At 72.4% G+C, this 20,089-nt stretch carries 12 protein-coding genes; 2 read left to right on the top strand and 10 right to left on the bottom strand.

All coding sequences use genetic code 11. The annotated features are described in order from the left end of the window. Nucleotides 1–68: 68 nt before the first annotated feature. A complete protein-coding gene (locus GPA03_RS20180) occupies nt 69–3,587 on the top strand; it encodes a hypothetical protein (protein WP_156253866.1) in 3,519 nt (1,172 codons plus the stop codon). After that, entirely contained in the window at nt 3,584–8,173 is a 4,590-nt protein-coding gene (locus tag GPA03_RS20175) for a hypothetical protein (RefSeq protein WP_156253865.1), read from the top strand. Before GPA03_RS20180 ends, GPA03_RS20175 begins: the two co-directional genes overlap by 4 nt. A gap of 37 nt (nt 8,174–8,210) precedes the next feature. Here GPA03_RS20175 and GPA03_RS20170 read toward each other — a convergent pair whose 3' ends face one another. From GPA03_RS20170 to GPA03_RS20125, 10 genes are all read right to left on the bottom strand, one after another. Continuing rightward, entirely contained in the window at nt 8,211–9,053 is an 843-nt protein-coding gene (locus GPA03_RS20170) for an HpcH/HpaI aldolase/citrate lyase family protein (protein WP_156253864.1), read from the bottom strand. 97 nt (nt 9,054–9,150) lie between these two features. After that, on the bottom strand, nt 9,151–10,341 hold the full coding sequence (locus GPA03_RS20165; protein ID WP_156253863.1) for a CaiB/BaiF CoA transferase family protein: 1,191 nt from the start codon (nt 10,339–10,341) through the stop codon (nt 9,151–9,153). A 1-nt stretch (nt 10,342) separates the two neighbouring features. After that, entirely contained in the window at nt 10,343–12,295 is a 1,953-nt protein-coding gene (locus tag GPA03_RS20160) for an SUMF1/EgtB/PvdO family nonheme iron enzyme (RefSeq protein WP_241681409.1), read from the bottom strand. Then, a complete protein-coding gene (locus GPA03_RS20155; RefSeq protein ID WP_156253862.1) occupies nt 12,292–13,185 on the bottom strand; it encodes a ribokinase in 894 nt (297 codons plus the stop codon). The genes GPA03_RS20160 and GPA03_RS20155 overlap by 4 nt, the downstream gene beginning before the upstream one ends. Further along, complete coding sequence (locus GPA03_RS20150) at nt 13,182–14,549, bottom strand: ADP-ribosylglycohydrolase family protein (protein ID WP_156253861.1); 1,368 nt, start codon at nt 14,547–14,549, stop codon at nt 13,182–13,184. Before GPA03_RS20150 ends, GPA03_RS20155 begins: the two co-directional genes overlap by 4 nt. Continuing rightward, nucleotides 14,546–15,700: an ADP-ribosylglycohydrolase family protein gene (locus GPA03_RS20145; protein ID WP_156253860.1), complete on the bottom strand. Its 1,155-nt coding sequence runs from the start codon at nt 15,698–15,700 to the stop codon at nt 14,546–14,548. Before GPA03_RS20145 ends, GPA03_RS20150 begins: the two co-directional genes overlap by 4 nt. A 102-nt stretch (nt 15,701–15,802) precedes the next feature. Beyond that, nucleotides 15,803–17,122 carry an ABC transporter substrate-binding protein gene (locus tag GPA03_RS20140; protein WP_156253859.1) on the bottom strand — a complete coding sequence of 440 codons (1,320 nt, stop codon included), beginning with the start codon at nt 17,120–17,122 and terminating at the stop codon, nt 15,803–15,805. Between the two features lie 44 nt (nt 17,123–17,166). Then, nucleotides 17,167–18,003: a carbohydrate ABC transporter permease gene (locus tag GPA03_RS20135; RefSeq protein WP_156253858.1), complete on the bottom strand. Its 837-nt coding sequence runs from the start codon at nt 18,001–18,003 to the stop codon at nt 17,167–17,169. Then, entirely contained in the window at nt 18,000–18,911 is a 912-nt protein-coding gene (locus GPA03_RS20130; RefSeq protein WP_156253857.1) for a carbohydrate ABC transporter permease, read from the bottom strand. The genes GPA03_RS20135 and GPA03_RS20130 overlap by 4 nt, the downstream gene beginning before the upstream one ends. A gap of 43 nt (nt 18,912–18,954) precedes the next feature. Continuing rightward, complete coding sequence (locus GPA03_RS20125) at nt 18,955–19,950, bottom strand: LacI family DNA-binding transcriptional regulator (RefSeq protein ID WP_156253856.1); 996 nt, start codon at nt 19,948–19,950, stop codon at nt 18,955–18,957. Nucleotides 19,951–20,089 lie beyond the last annotated feature (139 nt).

The following is a 20,089-nucleotide window of genomic DNA, read 5'->3' as shown; positions in this document are numbered from 1 at the left end:
GCGGCGAGGCCGGCCGCCCTACGTTGGTCGCGTCCGTCTGGCCCGACACCAACGACAAAGGAGCCGCGGTGCCCCCGAAGCGGCGTGATCCACGCGTGCCCGCGCCGGCCACCCGGCTCCGGCTGCTGCGCACCGACGACTTCGTCGACCTGTCGGTGACGCTGTACGGCGCGACGCTCAGGACCGTCGACGGCGTACGACACCTGCGCACCGACGCCGACGGTGGCGTCCTCGTCCTCACGCTTCCCCCGCAGCACGTCCAGGAGGAGGCCTATCCCGAGTCGGTCCCGCTGCCGAGCCCGCCGCCGGTCGCCGAGCTGCGGATCGCCGAGGCGAGCCGGCTCGCGTTCGACCTGCCGCCCAGCACGAGCCTGCCGCTCAGCATCGAGGGTCTGCTCGAGCTGATCCCGAGCCTGCCGCTGCGGACCACGGCCCTCGCGAAGCCTGCGGCAGCGCCGGCACCCGGACGCGCGATCCCGATCGAGGACCTGATCGCTGACACCGACGTGATCGTCGCCCGGCGAGCGGGCACGGTCACCACCGTGCTCCGCGCGGCGCGGGCAGCGCGCCACGTGCGGCTCGCGGCACGCCTGCGGGGCGTCGTCGTCACAGCCTTCGAACCCGGTGACCAGATCATCGTCAAGCCGGGTCTGCTCCGGAAGGGGCAACCCCGCGTCCCGGGCGAGAAGGAGACCGCGATCGAGGCGCCGTACCGGCTGATCGTCTCCCCCAGCGCCCGGTTCGGGGCGTTCCGCCACCCCTCCCAGCCGGTCCGTGCGCCGTCGGACCCCGCCCGCACCCAGCTCTGGCACACAGACCTGACCACCCGCGTGACCGACGACGACGGTGCTTTCCTCGGCCACGACGAGGCGCCGGGGCAGCGCATCGTGCGCGCCGTGTGGGCGCGCGACCTCAACGAGCACCTGCCGGGCGAGGGGTTCCTCAGCTCCATCGACCCGATGATCAGACGCACGGTCGTGCGGCAGTCGGGCGCGAGCGATGAGGGCGTCACACCGCTGCCGCTGCAGGTGCACCGGCTGTCGCTGTCCTCCCTGGGGGCGTGGATCGACTGGCGCGGGTCGTGGGCCGAGACCTGGAACGAGTACCCCGCCGAGCCCGGCTGGTTCATGGACCTCGAGTCCTACACTCACCAGGCCGCCATGGGCCGCGACACCTACGTGCGGGTGACGCAGCCGGGGTTCCTGTTCCCGTTCGGGCACCGGGCGGTGTGGGTCACGGTGACCGAGCGCAAGATCGATCCGGCCGGCCCGGCGACCGCCTACCTGCGGCAGCGGTACTTCATCGTGCTGCGGGAGCGGACGCGCACCTATGACGGCCGGGACACGCCGTTGCGCCGCGTGACGCTCTCGCCCACCACCACGCCGGACCTCGACCGCCCGGCCGGCATCCCTGCGGACGCCGTGACGGTCTCGACCGTGTTCGTGCCCACCCGCGCCGGCGCCCCGTTCAGATGGGACATCGACGCCGACGACGCTGCCGGCGACCCGGTCTCGCTCAGCGCACCGCTGGTGTTCGTGCCGAGCAACGCCCTCGACGTCGGGGTCACGGACCAGACCATCCGGGACACCTACCAGCCGGTCGCCGACATCCCTGCGGACGGCGCCGGCATCGCGCTCGCGGAGCCGGCCGCGCAGGGCGACACCGCGTTCGAGATCGCCACCCTGAGGTTCGACGCCGAGATCGACCGCGCCGAGGTCCGCTCGCGCCCGTTCATGACCAACGCCGAGGCCGTGGTGCCCGCCATGAGGCATCTCGCACCGGCGTCCCCGAAGGTCGACCTCTCGTTCACGCAGGCCTACCTCGACCACGGCTTCGGGGCCGGCAACCCCGCTCAGCTGTTCCTCGGGCTCGCCGGCACGGCCCCGATCAGCTTCAGCGACGGCAGCGACCGCTCCGGCGGCTTCATCGAGCCGAACTTCGCCGTGCGCGGGCTCTCGCGCACGCTCGGCGCGGTCGGCGACGACGGCACCTCACCCCAGGGGCTGAGCCAGGGCGAGTTCGATCCGGCCACCTTCCTGGACGGGGCGCTGCCGAAGCTGTTCGGGCTGTTCTCGCTGGTCGAGATCCTCGACGCGCTCGGGGTCGACCTCGAGAACGCCCCGGAGTTCGTGACCGAGGCGCTGGACGCGGTCACCTCGATCGCATCCGAGGTCGAGCGGCTGCAGGATGCGCTCGACGGCGGTCTGACGCGCCTCGCGCAGGACCTGGCCACGGCCGCGCACGAGGGCGCCCGCGCCCAGGTGCAGGCCGCGATCGACGAGCTCGAGGCGGCAGCAGCCCCGGCGGTCGCGGCGATCACCGCCCTCCTCGATGCGATCGAGGACCTGATCGGCCACCCCGAGAGCGCCGCCGACGTCCTCGCCAAGGCGCTCGCCGTGCTCAACGCGCTCACAGCGGTCCTCCAGGCAGTGAAGCACCCGATGCTGCCGGCCTCGGTGCGGGCGGCGATCGAGAAGCCGGCGCTGGCACTGCAGCCGCTCCTCGACCAGACCGACCTGCTCACCACCATCGCCGACTTCGCGGAGAACCTGCTCTCGCCGTCGGGCTCGGTGACAGCCCGCTACGAGTGGCGACCGGCGATCGCCGACTGGGCGTTCCCCGGCACCAGCGACCCGGTCTTCATCGCCGACGACAAGCGCGGCCTCAGCCTCGGCGTCGAGGTGCGCGCGAGCGCCTCGGGCTCCCCGAGCGCGGACATCAGCGCCGAGCTGCGGCAGTTCGCACTCCAGCTGATGCCCGGCGAGCCGATGATGCGGATGAACTTCTCGCGGATCGGGTTCCGGGTGGGGACCGGCACCAAGCCCGAGGTCGACGTCGTCTTCGACGGCATGGAGTTCCTCGGCGTGCTCGGGTTCATCGACAAGCTCCGCGAGATCATCCCCTTCGACGGCTTCGCCGACCCGCCGTACGTGGACGTCTCGACCGAGGGTGTCACCGCCGGCTTCGACCTGGCGCTGCCGAACGTCTCCGTCGGGGTGTTCTCGCTCGAGAACATCAGCCTGGGTGCCGACGCCCGGGTGCCGTTCCTCGGCGACGCCGTGACGGTCGGCTTCTACTTCTGCCGCAAGGATTCCCCGTTCCGGCTCACGGTGATGTGCATCGGTGGCGGCGGCTGGGTCGGGCTGCGCGCCTCGCCCAAGGGCCTGGTCGAGCTCGAGATGGGGCTCGAGGCGGGGGCGTCGCTGTCGATCAACCTGGGTGTCGCCTCCGGCTCGGTCTCGATCACGGTGGGCGTCTACCTGCGGCTCGAGGGTGACGCCGGGTCGTTGACCGCCTACTTCCGGATCCGCGGCGAGGTGGACGTCCTCGGCCTGATCTCGGCGTCGATCACGCTCGAGCTGTCGCTGACCTACGACTTCCCGACCGGCAACCTGATCGGGCGGGCGAGCGTGATCGTCGAGGTCGAGGTGCTGTTCTTCTCGGCCTCGGTCGAGGTCAGCTGCGAGCGCAAGCTCGCCGGCTCGAAGGGTGACCCGACGCTCATCGACATCATGCCGCCCGAGCCGGATGGTTCCAGCCCGGCGTGGTCCGAGTACTGCGCTGCCTTCGCGGGGGTCTCAGCATGAGAAGCACCATCATGACGACGGCGTTGCCGTACGACCTGGCCGAGGGGGCCGCGTTCCACCTGAGCGCGTTCGTCACCCACAAGCTCGAGCCCGACGCCGACGCGACGCTCGGTGACTTCCCCGCGGTCGAGACCTGGGTCAAGACCCTCGCGCGTGGCAGCTGGCTGGTCAGCGCCTCCACGCTGTCCGAGCCGGTGCCGGCGACCCTGGTGTCCGCGCCGGACCAGGCGGTGTGGTCGGCGTTGCTGCCGCCCACCACGCTCGTGCGGGGGTTCCCGAAGCCGGTGGTCAGCGGAGCGGAGTGGAAGTCGTACCCCGCGAACGCCATGGACGAGACGGCCGGCTACCTGCACCTGGCGACCATGCTCACCTCGCCGGTGTCGCGACCTCGGGCCGACAACCCCGTCAACCGGATGGTGCTGCGCACGATGACCGAGGTGCACGGCGGTGCCCGCAGGATCCTGGAGATGCTCGAGTCGAAACCGCAGCAGCCCAGGTACACGAAGGCGCAGGTCGACGCGATGGCCACGCTGACCGGGCGGCGAATCGATCGCGACGGGACCGACGCGCCGTACGTGAACGCGATCGAGGTGCTGCTCGAGACCCGCGCCGAGGACGAGCGCCGGCTCACCGAGTGGCTCGACGACCGGGTGGCCAGCGGCGACCGCCCGACCGGGATGCTGGGCACGATGGTCGACCTGCACGCGGCCCGCCGCTACTACCAGCGGCCCGAGGCCCAGGTCGGCTACGAGCCGCGGCCGGTCGAGGGCGCCACGACGCCGCCCGTGGAGAACCCGGAGCCGGACTTCCACCAGCTCGCCGCGGGGGCCGGCAGCACGCCGGCGCTGCTGCGGGCGCTGGGGCTGGCGGTCGACCTGACGGTCGCGGCTGAGCACCTCCCGGTGCTGGCGAAGGCGACCTGGGTGAGCGTGACGTTCGTGCCCGGCGCCGAGGACGAGGGTGCGTTCGAGGCGCTCGAGCCGCCGCGCACCCGGTGCCAGCTGGTCGAGGGAAGCTGGCGGGCGACCGCGAGCGCCGAGTGGAACGGCGGTCGCCTGAAGCTGGGCGACCCCGATCGCTACCAGGTGCTGTCGTTGGACCCCGACGCCACCGGCCTGGCCACCGAGCAGAACCTGCGCAACGCGATCGCCGAGATCGCCGCCGAGCTGAACGGCGACAAGGCCAACGGCGCACCGACCGCGCTGCGCGCCAGCGGGTTCTCGCTCGCCCGGCTCGACCGCGTCGATGCCTCGCGCGACCGGGTGCAGACCGCCGAGGGACTGTCCGCCACGAGCACGCCGTTGTCGCTCGGCTACGACCAGATCGTCCGCGGGGTGCGGCTCCAGGTCCGGGAGGGCACCGAGGGGCCGTGGCACTCGGTCCACCGCCGCCTGATCGACGTGCTGACGCCGGACCGCACCGCGGTCCTGGAGAACGTCCCCGATTCCGGCTTCCTGCCGCTCACCTCGCTCAGCCGTTCCGGCACGGGCGACGCCGACCCGTACTACCTGCACGAGGTGTTCGCGGGATGGGACGGCTGGAGCCTGTCCGCGCCGCGCCCGGGCAAGATCGTGGTGCACGGCGAGGACGGCGAGGAGCAGCTCCTCGACGACCCTCCGGTACCGGCCGACGGCGAGGCCCTCGGGCGGATCCGGAGCCGGGTGGAGCCCGGCACGCTGCCGCGGCTTCGGTACGGCACGAGCTACTCGTTCCGGGTGCAGGGCGTGGACCTGGCCGGCAACGAGGTGCAGGAGGGCGAACCCACCCCGGTCTCGATCAGGAAGAGGCGCACCGCGCTCGCCAGGCACCGCGCCACCTCGCTCGGTTCTCCGCTGCGCAGGACGCTGGCCACGAGCGTGCCCAGACGCACCACGGTCGCCGAGACCGGGCTCTTCGACGAGGTGACGGCCGCGAAGGCGGCGCCCACCTTCCGGCCGCGGCTGGCCGAGTCGGCGCGAGAGATCGCGGGCGACTCGCTGGTGATGCCCGCGAGCCAGATCAAGAGGGCCGAGCGCCGGCTCGCCGACCTGGTGAGCAAGGACGCCCAGGCACGGCCCATGGTGAGCGACTTCGACAGGCTGCGGGACGCCGTCGAGACCACGATCCCGAAGCTGACAGATCTGCACGTGCGACCCGACCTGTTCCCCGGCGTGCTGCCGCCCATCGAGACGTATGCGCCGACCGACACGTTCCCGGTGCCCTTCCTGCGGTGGTCCCCGGTGCCGGCCCCGACGCTCGTCGCGCGGCACGAGCTGAGCCTCGGCGAGTCGCTGGGGCGGCTCGTGATCCGGGAGGGCGAGACCTCCGAGCGGCACGTGGTGCCGGCGAAGACCTCACAGCTGGAGGCCGAGCAGCACGGCAGCTTCGACGCCGCGATCGGCTCGACCGACCCCGATGTGCAGCGCACCGCCTACGGCTGGGCGCTCCGCGAGCGCGGCACCCTCCTCGACGAGTGGGTGCCGGATCTCGACAACCCCGGGCAGTCGATCCAGCAGCCCAGGATCTCGCTGGCGTCCCGGCCGGGCGCGAACCCGGACACCGCCGCCACCCTGCAGCAGATCACCGCGGACCGCGACACCCCGCTGGGCGAGGGTCAGTACGTGGTGCACGACGTCGACCAGCTCGTGCTGCCGTACCTGCCGGACCCGCTCGCCGCGGGGATGGCGCTGGTGTTCTTCGACGCGGGTGCCCCGCACACGCTGCCGGAGCCGCGGGTGCTCTCGGCGGTCGTGGTGCCGTTCCGGGGGCAGTGGCCGCGGGTCGAGCCGCTACGACTGGTGCTGGAGCCGGGTGCCGAGCTGGGCGCGAGCGTCGACGAGGATGTGAACCTGGTGCGCATCACGCTTCCTGCGGGTGAGCAGGTGCGGGTGGCGATCTCCTCCTCGCTGCGCGAGCAGGACCTGCAGGTGCTGGGGCTGTGGCGCACGACAGCTGCGCTGCTGGAGCAGGTCGGGGCCGAGGAGCTGCTGGCCCTGCTGCGCCAGGCGGCGATCTCGGGCTGGACCTGGTGGCTGACGCCGAGCGAGGAGATGCGGCTGGTCCATGCCACGCCGCGACCCGCACGCCGCCCAGCCATGCACGACCTCGCGGTGCTCGCCCGGCCGGAGGGAGCCACGGTGGCCGCGCTGTTCGCGATCACCGAGCTGCACGGCGCGAGCACCGCGCGGCTGGCCGTCACGGCCACGTGGTCGGAGTGGGTGGACGACGTCACCACGGCCGGACCGGTGCGGGTCGAGCGCAGCGACGTGCCGGTGCGGTCGCAGGTGGGCGAGGCGGAGCGCTACGGCCTGCTCTTCCCGTGGGACGACCCGAGCCCCGCGACCGGCGTGCCGTTGCACCGCGCGATCCAGAGCTTCCCCGACACTCACCACCGCCGGGTGACGTACACGCTGATCGGGTCGACCCGGTACGCCGAGTTCTTCGGACCCGACGATCTCGCCGGCGAGGACGACCCCGAGTCCCGCTCGGACCCGGTCGAGCTCACCGTGAGGTCGTCGGCACGGCCGGCGGCACCGGTGGTCACCGAGACCGTGCCGCTGCTCCTGTGGGAGGTGGCGACCGAGCCGGAGCAGCCGTTCGCGCGGCGGCACGTGCGCCGGAGCGGCGCCAGGATCTGGATGAACCGGCCCTGGTACTCCTCCGGCGACGGTGAGCTGCTCGCCGTCGTGCTGGGCGACGAGGTGCCGGCCTCGGCGGCGAGCCGCTGGGGCAGCGACCCGGGTCTGGCGACCACGGCGCAGGTGCCCGCGGCTGCGCTGCCGCCCCTGCTCACCGCGACCGACCTGCTCTTCGCAGCCTCCGACCTCGTCGCCGAGCCCGGCACCGACGCCGACCTGCCGCCGCGACCGGGCGGGCCGGTGGTCTCCGCCCAGCCACGGCCGCTGGTCGACGTGGCACGACGGCCGCAGGCCGCGCTGCTGGGCTACGAGGCGGAGTACCACCCCGAGCGAGAGCAGTGGTTCGTGGACGTCGCGATGACCCCGCGCGACCAGCTGTGGCCGTTCGTGCGGCTCGCCGTCGCGCGGTTCCAGCCGGACTCGCTCACCGACTGCGAGCTGTCCCCCGTCGTCATGACCGACTGGGTGCAGCCGCTGCCGGAGCGCACGGCGACGGTGAGCCGCCCCGACGCCACCCACGTGCACGTCACCGTGACCGGCGCCGCCGCGCTGTACCGAGGGGCGGACCGCGCCCAGCCCGACGATGGCTACGAGTGGGATCGGGAGAACCCGATGGTCGACATCCCGATCTCGCCGCTCGACGCCCTGCTGCTCCCCTCGCGCGTGCTGGTCGCGACCGTGCAGGAGCGTGGTGAGTCCGACATCGAGTGGGTCGACCACGCCGCGGTGCGGCTGCCCGCCGTCGGCCAGGATCCCGGCGACATCTGGCAGGTGACCTGGTCCGACCGCCTCGAGCTGCCTGTCCCGGTGCCGCTCGTCACGCCCGAGCTCGGCACCGGCGAGTACCGCGTGCTGATCGAGGAGCTCGAGGTGATGGAAGCCGACGTCGACCCCGACCCGGCGCGCCCCCAGCGGCTCCGGACCCGCCGCACCACCCGCGTCGTGTACGCCGACACCTTCGCGCTCTGAGCTGCCCGTCGCCCTGTCGGCTGGCTGGCGAGCCTGGTCAGTCCGCCGCCGCGGCCCGATCGGCCAGGGCGAGGGTGCGGCGGGCGGCCTCGACCATGGCGACGTCGAGGAACGTGCCGTCCTCGAGCACCACGGTGCCGGCGCCGTCAGCGGTCGCCTCGCCCACGCGGTCGACGACCTCCCGGGCGCGCTCCACCTGCTGCGGCGACGGCGTGAACGCCTTCTCGATCACGGGCAGCTGGGCGGGGTGGATCGCGGCCCGCCCGAGCATGCCGAGCGAGCGGCCCAGCGCACAGCTCGCGGCGAGCCCGTCCAGGTCCCGCACGTGGGGGTACACGCTCATGGCGGGCGCCGGGAGGCCGGCCGCGCGCGCCGCGACGACCAGCCGCGAGCGCGCCCACGTGAGCCCCTGCTCGGACGCGACACCCAGCTCGGAGCGCAGGTCCGCCTCACCGAGACCGATGGTCGTGACGGCTGGCGTCGCCGTCGCGAGCTCGTACGCCCGCTCGAGCCCGAGCGCGGTCTCGAGCAGCAGGTGCAGCGGCCGCCGGATCGCGGCGAGAGCCCGCACCCCGTCGGGGTCGGAGACCTTGGGCACCCGGATCCCCACGCTGCTGCCGAGCGTGCGCACGGCCTGCACGTCCGCGGCGAACCAGCGCGAGCCGACCGCGTTGACGCGCACCTGGACCGGCCGGCTCACGCCGACCAGCGCCTCGAGCATCGACTCGCGCGCCGCGTCCTTGTGCCCGGCGGCCACGGCGTCCTCGAGGTCGACCACCACCACGTCGGCGCTGCTGGCCAGTGCCTTCGCCACCCGGTCGGGCCGGTCGGCGGGCACGTAGAGCAGCGTCAGCACGGGTGCCGGCGCGGTGCCGCTCATGGCGTCCCCACCGGCCGGTGCAACAAACTCGTGCCCAGATGGCCGAATCGGCCGATGTGAACGTTGCCATGAGCATCTGGACACGACTCTGGTGCACTCATGCCGCACCGTCCTCGTGCAGGCGCGCGATCGCAGCGTCGTCGTACCCCAGCTCGGCGAGCACCTCGTCGGTGTCGGCACCGTGCCCCCGGCCGGTGAACGCGAGCACCGGGTCGGCCTCGGAGAGCCGGAACAGCGGACCCTGCACGGCGATCTTGCCGAGATCCGGGTCCTGCATGCGTCGGATGGTCCCCAGCGCCTGCAGCTGCGGGTCGACGGCGATGTCCTCGGCCGTGTAGATCGGCGCCACCGCCGCCTGTGCCTCCTCGAACGCGGCCACGACCTCGTCGCGGCTTCGCGCGGCGATCCAGCCACCCACCGCCTCGTCCAGCTCGTCGGCGTGCGCCGCGCGCCCGGAGCCGGTGGCGAACCACTCCTCGTCGATCAGCTCGGGCCGCCCGACCAGCCGCATCACCCGCTCGGCGATGCTCTGCGCGCTCGTGGACACCGCCACCCAGCGGCCGTCCGCGGTGCGGTAGGTGTTGCGTGGTGCGTTGTTGCTCGACCGGTTGCCCTGCCGCGGCTGCACCGTGCCCAGCTGGTCCCAGCGCGTGAGCTGCGGGCCCAGCATCGCCATCATCGGCTCGACGATCGCCAGGTCCACCACTTGCCCGCGCCCGGTCCGCTCGCGCGCGTGCAGCGCCACCATCACCGCGTACGCGGTCGCGAGCGAGGCGATGCCGTCGGCGAGCCCGAAGGGCGGCAGCGTGGGCGGGCCGTCGGCCTCACCGGTCATCGCCGCGAACCCGCTCATCGCCTCGGCGAGGGTGCCGAAACCCGGCCGCCGCCGGTACGGCCCGATCTGCCCGAACCCCGTGACCCGGGCGAGCACCAGCCCGGGGTTCACCGCGCTGAGGTCGTCGTAGCCCAGGCCCCACCGCTCCAACGTGTCCGGCCGGAAGTTCTCGATGACCACGTCGGCGGTCGCCACCAGCCGCAGGAACGCCTCCCGACCGCCGCCGCTGGACAGGTCGAGCGTGACCGCCCGCTTGTTGCGCCCGAGGGTCTTCCACCACAGGTTCTGGCCGTCCTTGCTCGGCCCGTGCCCGCGCGAGGGGTCAGGCCGTCGCGGGTGCTCGACCTTGACGACCTCGGCGCCCATGTCACCCAGGTGCATCGCGGCCAGCGGCCCCGCGAACAGCGTCGAGGCGTCGATCACCCGCAGCCCTGCCAGTGCGGCGTCGCTCATCTCAGCTCTCCTCCCAGCAGACACGGAAGCCGATCGAGGTCGACGCGTCCACCCCCAGCCCGGGCAGCAGGAACTTCAGGCTGAAGTCCGGCGCCCGCACCCCGCCGTCGGTGTACCAGTCGGACCCCTCGCTGCGGTGCTCGGAGCCGCCCTTGAGCATGACGAACCGGGTCCGGCCGTCGCTGTGCTCGGACTCGGTCCAGTTCCACACCGCGGGAGCGAGTCGGTCGAACCCCGGCAGCCCCGCGGCCAGCTGCCACTCGTCCTCGGTCGGCAGCCGCCCACCCACCGACGCCGCGTAGGCACGCGCCTGCGTCAGCGTCATTCCGGTGGCCGGGCCCTCGCCTCGCTCGTCGGTGCCCAGGAACTCCGCCATCTCGCTGACCGTCACCTCCTGCGTGGCCACCCGCACGTCGTGCGCCAGCGTGACCGCGCGCTCGAGCGTGCGCTGGTCGTGCAGCCGCGGCGGCAGCGGCTTCCACTCGTCGACGTACGGCGCGCCCAAGTACATGCCCGTCTCGCGTGCCCGGTGCCGCACCGTGAGCACGTGCTCACCCGATCGGACGACGACGGCGTCCCGCGCCAGATCCTCCCGCCTCGCCCCCGTGGGGGCTGGGGCGGGCAACCGCCCCGCCCGGCGGTGCGGGAAGGTTGCGTCGCGCTCGTGCGCGACGTCGCTCAGCTCGGCACGCACCCGCTCGACGAGCTCCGACCAGCGCGCGCCGCCGTCGTCGGAAGCCTCGTGCGAGAGCGCGACGTAGGCCGCGACGCCCTGGGCGGGCACGACCTCCGAGTCGTGCAGCGCCACCCATTCCCGCCCCCAGAGGGCGCCGGCGTGACCGAGCGGCGTGACGTCGGCGTCGCCGCGGTTGGCGAGCAGCAGCAGGTCGAGGCCCTCGTGCGAGAAGAGCGACCCGTACACCCGGGCGTCCTCGGCGGCGGGGCCGAGATCGGCCAGCGGCGTCCACTCGCCGTGCAGGAGCACGTCCGAGAAGCCGCGCTGCACGGGCAGCATGCGCCGGAGCGTCGCGGAGTCGCGGGCCGACCAGCCGACCCAGACCCCGAACACGACCTCCCACACCATGATCCCGACGCCGTTGAGCCAGGCCGAGGCCAGCTCTTCGGAGTGGTCGCGGTGCCAGCGGCGGATGTGGTGCTGCATGTGGCGGCGCTCGAACCAGTGCGCACGCAGCACGCCCGGCACCTCCGAGTCGGCGAACCACTGCGCCCAGGAGGCGGCGTGGTCGGAGATCCGCTCCAGCGCCAGCTTGGACTCGCCCTCGAGCACGAAGCCGCGCCGGGCCTCCTGCAGCGCGGCGACCAGCTCGGGGTCGGCCTTCTTGAGGGTGTCGAGGAAGACGCCGTCGGCGCCGAGCTCGCGCACGAGGTCGGCGAGCTCGACCCGGTCCTCGCGACCGCGACGGGTGCCGACGTCCCAGGGGTTGTAGTCCACGAAGACCGCGACGCCCTGCTCGTGCAGGAAGCGCACCACGTCGGCCAGACCGGGGACCTGTCGATAGAAGTCCCACTGGTTGCGGTCGTCGATCCCGATGACCGGGTAGGCGTGCCAGAGCACGACGCCGTCGAGCCCGCCGAACCGCTGCCGGGTGTCCTCGAGGAACCGCTCCGGCGTGAACCGCTGCTGCTCGAAGTCGAAGAACAGCTCGTCCCAGAGCCAGACCTGCGCCACCGTGAAGCACCGCTGCGCCCACTGCGCGCCGGGCGCCTCATAGGCCTCGCCCCGGTAGCCGAGTCGGCTGCGTGCCTCCTCGCGCCACTGCGCGAGCCGGGCCCGCCACGCCGGCCGGTCCGCGGGCGAGAGCGGGGCGGCGAAGATCTTCGCCTCGTCCAGCTCAGCGAGATCACCCGAGGCGGGCACCGCCGTCGGCAGATCGATCGGGCGCGGGACCAACGGGTCGAAGCTCACCACCGGAGGTGAGGCGGGGGCGGTCACGCCTGCTCCTGCCGTGCTGCGGCCACCTCGTCCGCGGTGGGCACCGCCTCCTGCGCACCCGGGCGCTGGACGGCGAGCGCACCCGCGACCGAGCCCCACGCCGCGGCCTCGACGAGGGTGTCGCCGGCCGCGAGCCGGGCAGCGAGCACGCCGCAGAAGGTGTCGCCCGCGCCAGTGGTGTCGAGCGCCGTGACGGCCAGGGCCGGCACCTCGGTGGTGCCGCCCTGCTCGACGACGAGGCAGCCGCGCGAGCCCAGCGTCACCACCACGGCACCGACCTGGCCGAGCAGCTGCTGGGTCGCGTCCTCGAGATCGAGATCCGGTGCGAGGTCGGCGAGCTCGTGCTCGTTGACGACCAACACGTCGACCTCGCCGAGCAGCTCGTCCGGCAGGGGTGCGGAGGGAGCGGCGTTGAGCACGAAACGAGCGCCAGCGGCGCGGGCCTGTGCCGCGGCGAGCACGGTCGGCAGCGGCACCTCGAGCTGGGCGACGACCACTGCCGCCGAGGCGATCCGGTCCCGCTGCGCGGGCGAGAGCGCGGTGAAGTCGGCGTTGGCACCACCGACCACGACGATGGCGTTCTCGCCGTCGTCGGAGACGGAGATCAGGGCGGTCCCGGTCGGGGCGGGTGACACCTCGACCGCGTCCAGCGCCACGCCCGCGCCGGTCAGCGAGGCCCGTAGCAGGGCGGCGTCGCCGTCGTCACCGAGGCGACCGACGAACCACGTGGGGGCGCCGCCCGCTCGGGCGGCCGCCACCGCCTGGTTCGCCCCCTTGCCGCCGGCGCCGCGCGCCACCGAGGTCGCGAGCAGCGTCTCGCCGGGGCCGGGGATGCGGGGCACCCGGGCGACGACGTCGAGGTTCGCGCTCCCGACCACCACCACGCTCATCTGGACGACTCCTGCGTTCGGGCGCCCGACAGGGCGAGGGTCCGCTCGGCGAGGTCGGCGATCTCGCGCACGGCGGGGCCGGGCAGGGAGGTCGCGATCGTGCCGCGCAGCGGCTCCACCCAACGCTGCGGCAGCGCGGCCGCTCCGCGCAACCCACCGACGACCGACCCGACCGTGGCACCGGCAGAATCGGTGTCCCAGCCGCCCACGACGGCGGTGGCGACCGAGGCGCCGAAGTCACCGCCGCCGGAGGAGAGCGCGTAGGCGATCAGCGCCGCGTTGTTGAGGGTGTGCACCCAGTGCAGGTGCCCGAGCTCGGCGTGCAGCACGTCGAGCGCGTCGGCCTGGTCGCGGCCCGAGGTGCCGAGCTGGCGGCCGAGCGCGATGGCCCGCGCCAGCCGAGACCCTGGGGGCACCACGGCCGAGCCGGCGTCGAGAACCTGCATGACGTCGTCGGCCACCACCGAGGCAGCGCACAGCGCGGCCGCCCACATCTCGCCGTAGATGCCGTTGCGGGTGTGCGAGAGGCGGGCGTCGACGTGGGCCAGACGGGCCGCCGCGCGTACCTCGCCGGGGTGGGCCCAGCCGAAGACGTCCGCGCGGATCAGCGCCCCGATCCACTCGCGGAACGGGTTGTGGTGGGTGGCGGTCTCGGGGACCGGCCGCGCGTCGAGCAGGTTCCGGTAGGCCGCCCGCTCGGCGGTGAACACCCGGCCGGCAGGCAGCGCCCCGAGCCAGCCCTGCGCGATGTCGTCGGTGGTGATCGCCTCGCCGTGCTGCTCCAGGAGGTCGAGCGCGAGCATCGGGAAGTTGAGGTCGTCGTCCTCCGGCATCCCGGCGATGTTCTCGGCGAGCGACGTCGGGGCACTGCGCCGGTTCCACGGCCACCGGGCCGCCACCTCGCCAGGCAGACCGACGGCGGTGAACCAGTCGGCGAGCGGCCACCGGTCCGTGGCGCGCAGGATCTCCTCGATCCCGCGCCGCGGGATCTTCTCGACAGGCTTGCCCAGCAGGCAGCCGGCGGCGCGGCCGGTCCACGCGCCGGCGACACGGTCCAGAGTCGTGCTGGTCGGCAGCACGGGAGCGGCCGGCAGCAGCGCCTCGATGGCGTCCCACTCGTCCGGCTCAGCGGCGGCGGTCGGCTGCAGCGCAGCGAGCTCGTCGAGGAGGTCGCGTGCGAGGGCCCGCAGCGCGGGCGGCGCGGGCTCCGCGCTCGCGCCCGAGGGCTGCAGCACGTCGGAGCCACCGGCGGCGACCCAGCGCTGCCGGACCGGCTCGAGGGCGTCCGGGGCGGCGCCCTGCTCGGTCAGCGCCACCAGCTGGGCCGCGACGAGGTCCTCCGGCTGTGCCCAGGTCAGCCTCATGACAGCGCGGCGATGACGCTCGCCCGGGTGCGCGCACGCTCGGCGTCGGCGGCGAGCACGTCCCGCACGACCGAGGTCATCGTCTCGGCGACGGAGCCCAGGTCGAGCCTGCTCGCCGTCTCGATCGCGCTCACCCACTCCTGCGGCACGGCGGCGGAGCCACCCAGGCCACCGCAGATCGCGCCGGCCATCGTGGCGATGGAGTCGGAGTCGCGGCCGTAGTTGACGGCGCCCAGCACGGCCGCACGCAGATCGCCGTCGTAGGCGAGCACGAACCCGAGCGCCGCCGGCAGCTCCTCGATCGACTTGGTGCGGGATGGCAGCCGAGCGTCCATCGCGGGCGCACGGTAGGCGTCGCCCACGGTGTCGTACGGCGCGACGGCGGCGCGGATGACCGCACCGATCCCGGCGTCGTCGAGGTCCTCCGAGGCGGTCTCCTCGACGGCGGTCAGCACGGCCTCGATCGCAGCAGCGGTGCCGTCGTGGGCGAGCGAGCGAACGGCGTCGAGCACCGAGGCGACCGTCGCACCCGGCGCGACGGCGGCCGCGACCGCGGCGGCGAACACGCCGGCGGCCTCGCGGCCGTAGGAGGACTGGTGCGCGCCGGCCATGTCGATGGCCTCCCGGTACGCGCCCTCGGGATCGCCCGCGTTGACGAGCCCCACGGGCGCCATGTACATCGTGGCGCCGCAGTTGACGATGTTGCCCACGCCGGCCTCGCGCGGGTCCACGTGGCCGTAGTGGAGCTTCGCGACCAGCCACTTCTCGGCGAGGAACACGCGCTGCAGGATGAGCGCCTCGGCCTCGAGCTCGGGCACCCAGCGCAGGTCACCGATCATCTTCGGGACCAGGTCCGAGGCCACGTTGAAGGCATCGAGGTGGGTGCGGCGCTCGGCGTAGACCTCGATGAGCGCGTGGGTCATCAAGGTGTCGTCGGTGACGTGCCCGTCGCCCTTGTGATACGGCGCGATCGGCCGTGCCGTGCGCCAGTTCTCGTAATACGGCGGCACCACACCGGTGACCCGACCGCCCCAGCGCTCGGTGATCTGCTCCGGGGTCCAGCCCTCGGTCGCACCACCCAGCGCATCACCGACCGCAGCCCCGGCCAGCACCCCCGAGACCACGTCGGCCAGTCTGTCAGCGCCACTCATGCCAGTCATCTCATCTCATCTCGCGTCGAACCTGCTGCCAAACCGCCCCCCTGACGGCGGATCCTGGCCTGATCAGGCCAGGATCCGCCGTCCGGGTCAGGGCTAGCGGTTGACCTGCTCCCAGCCGTCGGTGAGGTCGGCCTGCAGCTGCGCGCTGTCGATCTCGTCAGCGAGGAACCGCTGGAACGCCGGGGTGGCGACGGTGTCCTTCCACTGCGTGTAGGCGTCGACCGTCAGGAACGGCGGAGCCACGAGCGAGTCACCCGAGGCGAGCACGGCGGCCCATCCGTTCTCGTCGGCGGTCTGCTCGGCGAGCGCGTCCCGCGCGGAGGCCGAGGCCGGCACCAACGCGTCGGCGTAGGCTAGCGCGGCGAGGTTCTCCGTCGAGGTGAAGAAGTCGAGGAACTGTGCCGACTCCTCCACGTGCTCGGAGTCGATGTTCACCGAGTAGGTCTGCGGGTTGGCAGCCTGGTCGGCGCTCACCGAGCCCTCGAGAGGCGGCAGCACCGTCCAGTTGAATCCCTCAGGAGCGTCGGTGCCGATGCTGGCGACCCGGAACGATCCCTGCACGGTCAGAGCGGTCTCTCCGGCGTACCAGGAGGGCAGCACCTCGGAGCCGGACTGCGTGAGGGAGACCGGGTCGAGCGAGAGGTCCTCGTAGGCCATCTGGTGGATCGCCTCGGGCACCGCGAGCTCGCCCTCGCCGACATCGATCGTGACATCGCTGCCGCTGCCCTCGAAGTAGCCGCCGTCGAAGCCGAGACCGAGGCTCATGAACGTCGCCGTCGGGCTCGACAGCCCCCAACCGAGGCCGTACTGACCATCGGTGGTGGTGGCCTGCGCGATCTCACGCAGCTCGTCCCACGTCATCGTCGCGCCGGTGGGAACCTCGACGCCCGCCGCCTCGAGGAGGTCGGTGTTCGCGAACACCATGTACGACTGCAGCGTCGTCGGGTAGGCGATGATCTGGTCGTTGACCGTGACCGACTCCCAGATGCCCTCGCTCACGTCGGAGGCGAAGTCCGGGTTGATGAGGTCGGTGAGATCGGCGAGGTAGCCATCGACCGCGAACGGCGCGATGCTGCCGGCCTCGTAGTGGATGATGTCGGGCGCAGTACCACCGTTGAACTGCGTGATCAGCTTGTCGTAGATGCCGTCCCAGCCGGCCTGCACGAGCTCGACCTGGATGTCCGGGTTGTCGGCGTTCCAGGAGTCGACGATGCCCTGCACGGCCTCCATGGCCAGCGGCTGGTCGGACAATGACTGGAACTCGAGCGTGACGACCTCTTCGCCGCCACCGCTCTCGCCACCGCCGTCGTTGTCGTTGTCGCCGCCTCCGCTGGCGCTGCCCTGCTGGCAGGCCGTGAGTGCGAGTGCCGCAGTAGCAGCCATTGCTGCCGCGAGCACGAAGCGCTTCTTCATCTTGCTTTCCTTTCGAGTGTGTTCTGTGGTTCTGGGGTGTGCCGTCAGCCCTTGACGGCGCCGGCGAGGAGCCCACCGGTGAGCTTCTTCTGCAGGATCGCGAACACGACGAGCGAGGGGATCGTCGCGAGCACCGAGCCGGCAGCAAGAGGGCCGAGATCGACCGCTCCGGCGACCCCGATGAAGTTGCGCAGGGTCAGCGGGAGGGTGGAGAGCTCGGGTGACTGGATGAGCACGAGAGCGAGGAAGAACTCGTTCCAGGCTGCGACGAACGTGAACATCGCAGTGGCGATGATGCCCGGCAGCAGCAGCGGGAACACGATCACGCGCAGCACGGTGATCCTGTTGGCGCCGTCCATCGAGCCGGCCTCCTCCAGGTCTCGCGGGATGGCGGAGACGTAGCCCTGCAGCATCCACAGCGAGAACGGCATCGTGAAGGTGACGTAGACGAGGATCAGCCCGAAAAGTGTGTCGTTGAGCTGCAGGGTCCGCAGGATGAGGAACAACGGCAGGATCAGCAGGATCGTCGGGAAGACCTGGCTGAGGAGGATCCACCCTGTCCCGACGGCGCGCAGCCTGCCCTTGAAGCGTGCGAGCGCGTAGGCGGCGGGCATCGAGACCAGCACCGTGAGCACCATCGTGGTGATCGCCACGACGAACGAGTTGCTCGCCGACCCGATGAGGTTCTGCCGCTCGAGCGCGTCCGCGAAGTTGGTGAAAGTCCACTCGACGGGCAGCAGCGTCACGTTGAGCGAGTAGAGCTCGCGGGAGGACTTGAACGAGGCGGAGACCAGCCACAGCAGCGGGAACCCGAGGAAGAACAGGTAGCCGACCAGCGCCAGATACTGCAGCGGTCGGACGAACCACGCGCGCTGATTCATCGCTCGGCCTTCCCCTTGCGGAACTGCTGGATCAGGTACACCGAGAGCACGAGGAGCACGGCGATGACGAGCACGTCACCCATCGCCGAGGCGTATCCGATGTTGCGGTTCTTGAACGCCTCCAGATAGGTGAAGAGCATCGGCAGCATCGTGCGGCCGCCCGGGCCGCCCTCGGTCATCACGTAGACGAGGCCGAAGGAGTTGAAGGACCAGATGAAGTCCAGCGCGGTCGAGGCGAGCACGACCGGCCGCAGCGCCGGCAGCGTGACGTGCCAGAACCTGCGGGCAGCGTTCGCGCCGTCGACGGCCGCTGCCTCGAGCTGCTCGGTGGGGACCTGCTGCATGCCGGCGAGCAGCAGCACGGTCGTCTGCGGCATGCCCGACCAGACAGCCACCACGATGACCGCGGGCAGCGCCGTCGAGAAGTCGCCCAGCCAGTTGACCGCAGGCAGCCCGACCGCCTCGAGCGCAGCGTTGAGCGGACCCGCCGTGGGCGAGTAGATCATCCGCCACATGATCGCGACGACGACCGGTGGCATCGCCCACGGGATCAGCGCCAGCACGCGGGTCAGCGACTTCAGCCGCAGGTCGGTGTTGAGCAGCAGTGCCAGCCCCATCGCGCACAGCAGCGTGAGCACGGAGCAGGCGACCGCCCAGACCAGGCCGATCCGGAACGACTCCCAGAAGAATCTGTCCCCCATCAGCCGGACGAAGTTGTCGAGCCCGATGAAGTCGGCGACGTCGTTGCGGCGCAGCGTGGCGTCGGTGAAGCCGAGGTAGACCCCCGCCATCAGCGGGATCACCGAGAACACGATGATCGGAGCCATCGCCGGCACGACGAGGGCGATCGCCTCCCTTCGCTGCGCTCGGGAGCTGACGCCCGGCCGCGACACCACCGTCGCGCTCATCGCCGGCCCCCCGGTCCTCGCGGCGCTGCGTGAACGTCGCTGTTCATCTGCTCCCCTTCCCATCGCTCGAGCGGCGCACGCTGAGGGAGGCGGGCACCACGATCTGTTGCGGCTTCCGACCGGGGTCCTGCAGTCGCGCCAGCAGCAGCTCGGCGGCGCGTCTGCCACGCTCGGGGGCGCCGAGATTCACGCTGGTCAGCGACGGGCGGAACAGCTTGCCCAGGTCGGTGTCGTCGACACCGACGACGGCGAGGTCGCCCGGGGTCTGCAGCCCGAGCTGATCGGCGGCATGGAGCACGCCGATCGCCAGCAGGTCGTTGGCGGCGAGCACGGCATCGGGGCGGTCGGGGCGGCTCAGCAGCTCGTGCGCGACCGCCTCCCCCGCTACGGCCGTGAAGTCCGTGGCGGCGACCGTGATCGCATCGGCGCCTGCGGCGTCGGTGAAGGCCGTACCGCGCACGCGACCCGGGGTGGTGTCGAAGGGGCCGTTGACGAACGCGATCCGCCGCGCACCTCTCTCACGCAGGTGGGCGACCGCGAGCGCGACGCCGCCTGGCGAGTCGGGCGCCACGGTGTCCACGGCGGCCGCCTCGGGCATCCGGCCGAGCACCACCACGGGAACCGGGGACTGCGCGATCGCCTCCACGAGCTCGTCGGTGACCCGCAGCGGTGACAGCACCATGCCGTCGGCGTAACCACGCTGGAGGCTGGTCACCAGGTCGACCGTGCCGGCCGCGTCACCGGTGTTCGCGACGAGCAGCCGGTAGCCGGCGCCGGCGACGACCTCCTGGATCGCGCCCATCATCTCCACGTAGACCGGGTTGCCGATGTCTGCGACGGCGTAGGCCAGCTGCAGCGTGCGCCCCAGCTTGAGCGAGCGCGCCGTCGCGTCCGGGATGTACCCGAGCTCGCGTGCGGCTGCGCGCACCGCCTCGACGGTGGCGGTGGCGCTGGTCAAGCCGTTGAGAGCGCGCGACGCCGATGCCACGGAGACACCCGCACGCTGGGCGACCTGCGTGATCGTTGCTCGCTGCGCCATGCCTCACCTCTTCTTCGAGAGCGCCGTCATCAACCTGCACGCACGGTAGCCGTAAACGTTTCCAGGTTGTCCCACTCTAACGCAAACGTTTCCGAACCGTGACCTGCGGTTCAGCTCGCGCGCTCGCCCGGCCGCATCG

Source organism: Pseudactinotalea terrae, assembly GCF_009733845.1.
Lineage (GTDB): Bacteria > Actinomycetota > Actinomycetes > Actinomycetales > Beutenbergiaceae > Pseudactinotalea > Pseudactinotalea terrae.
This window is presented reverse-complemented; position numbering and strand designations above follow the sequence as displayed.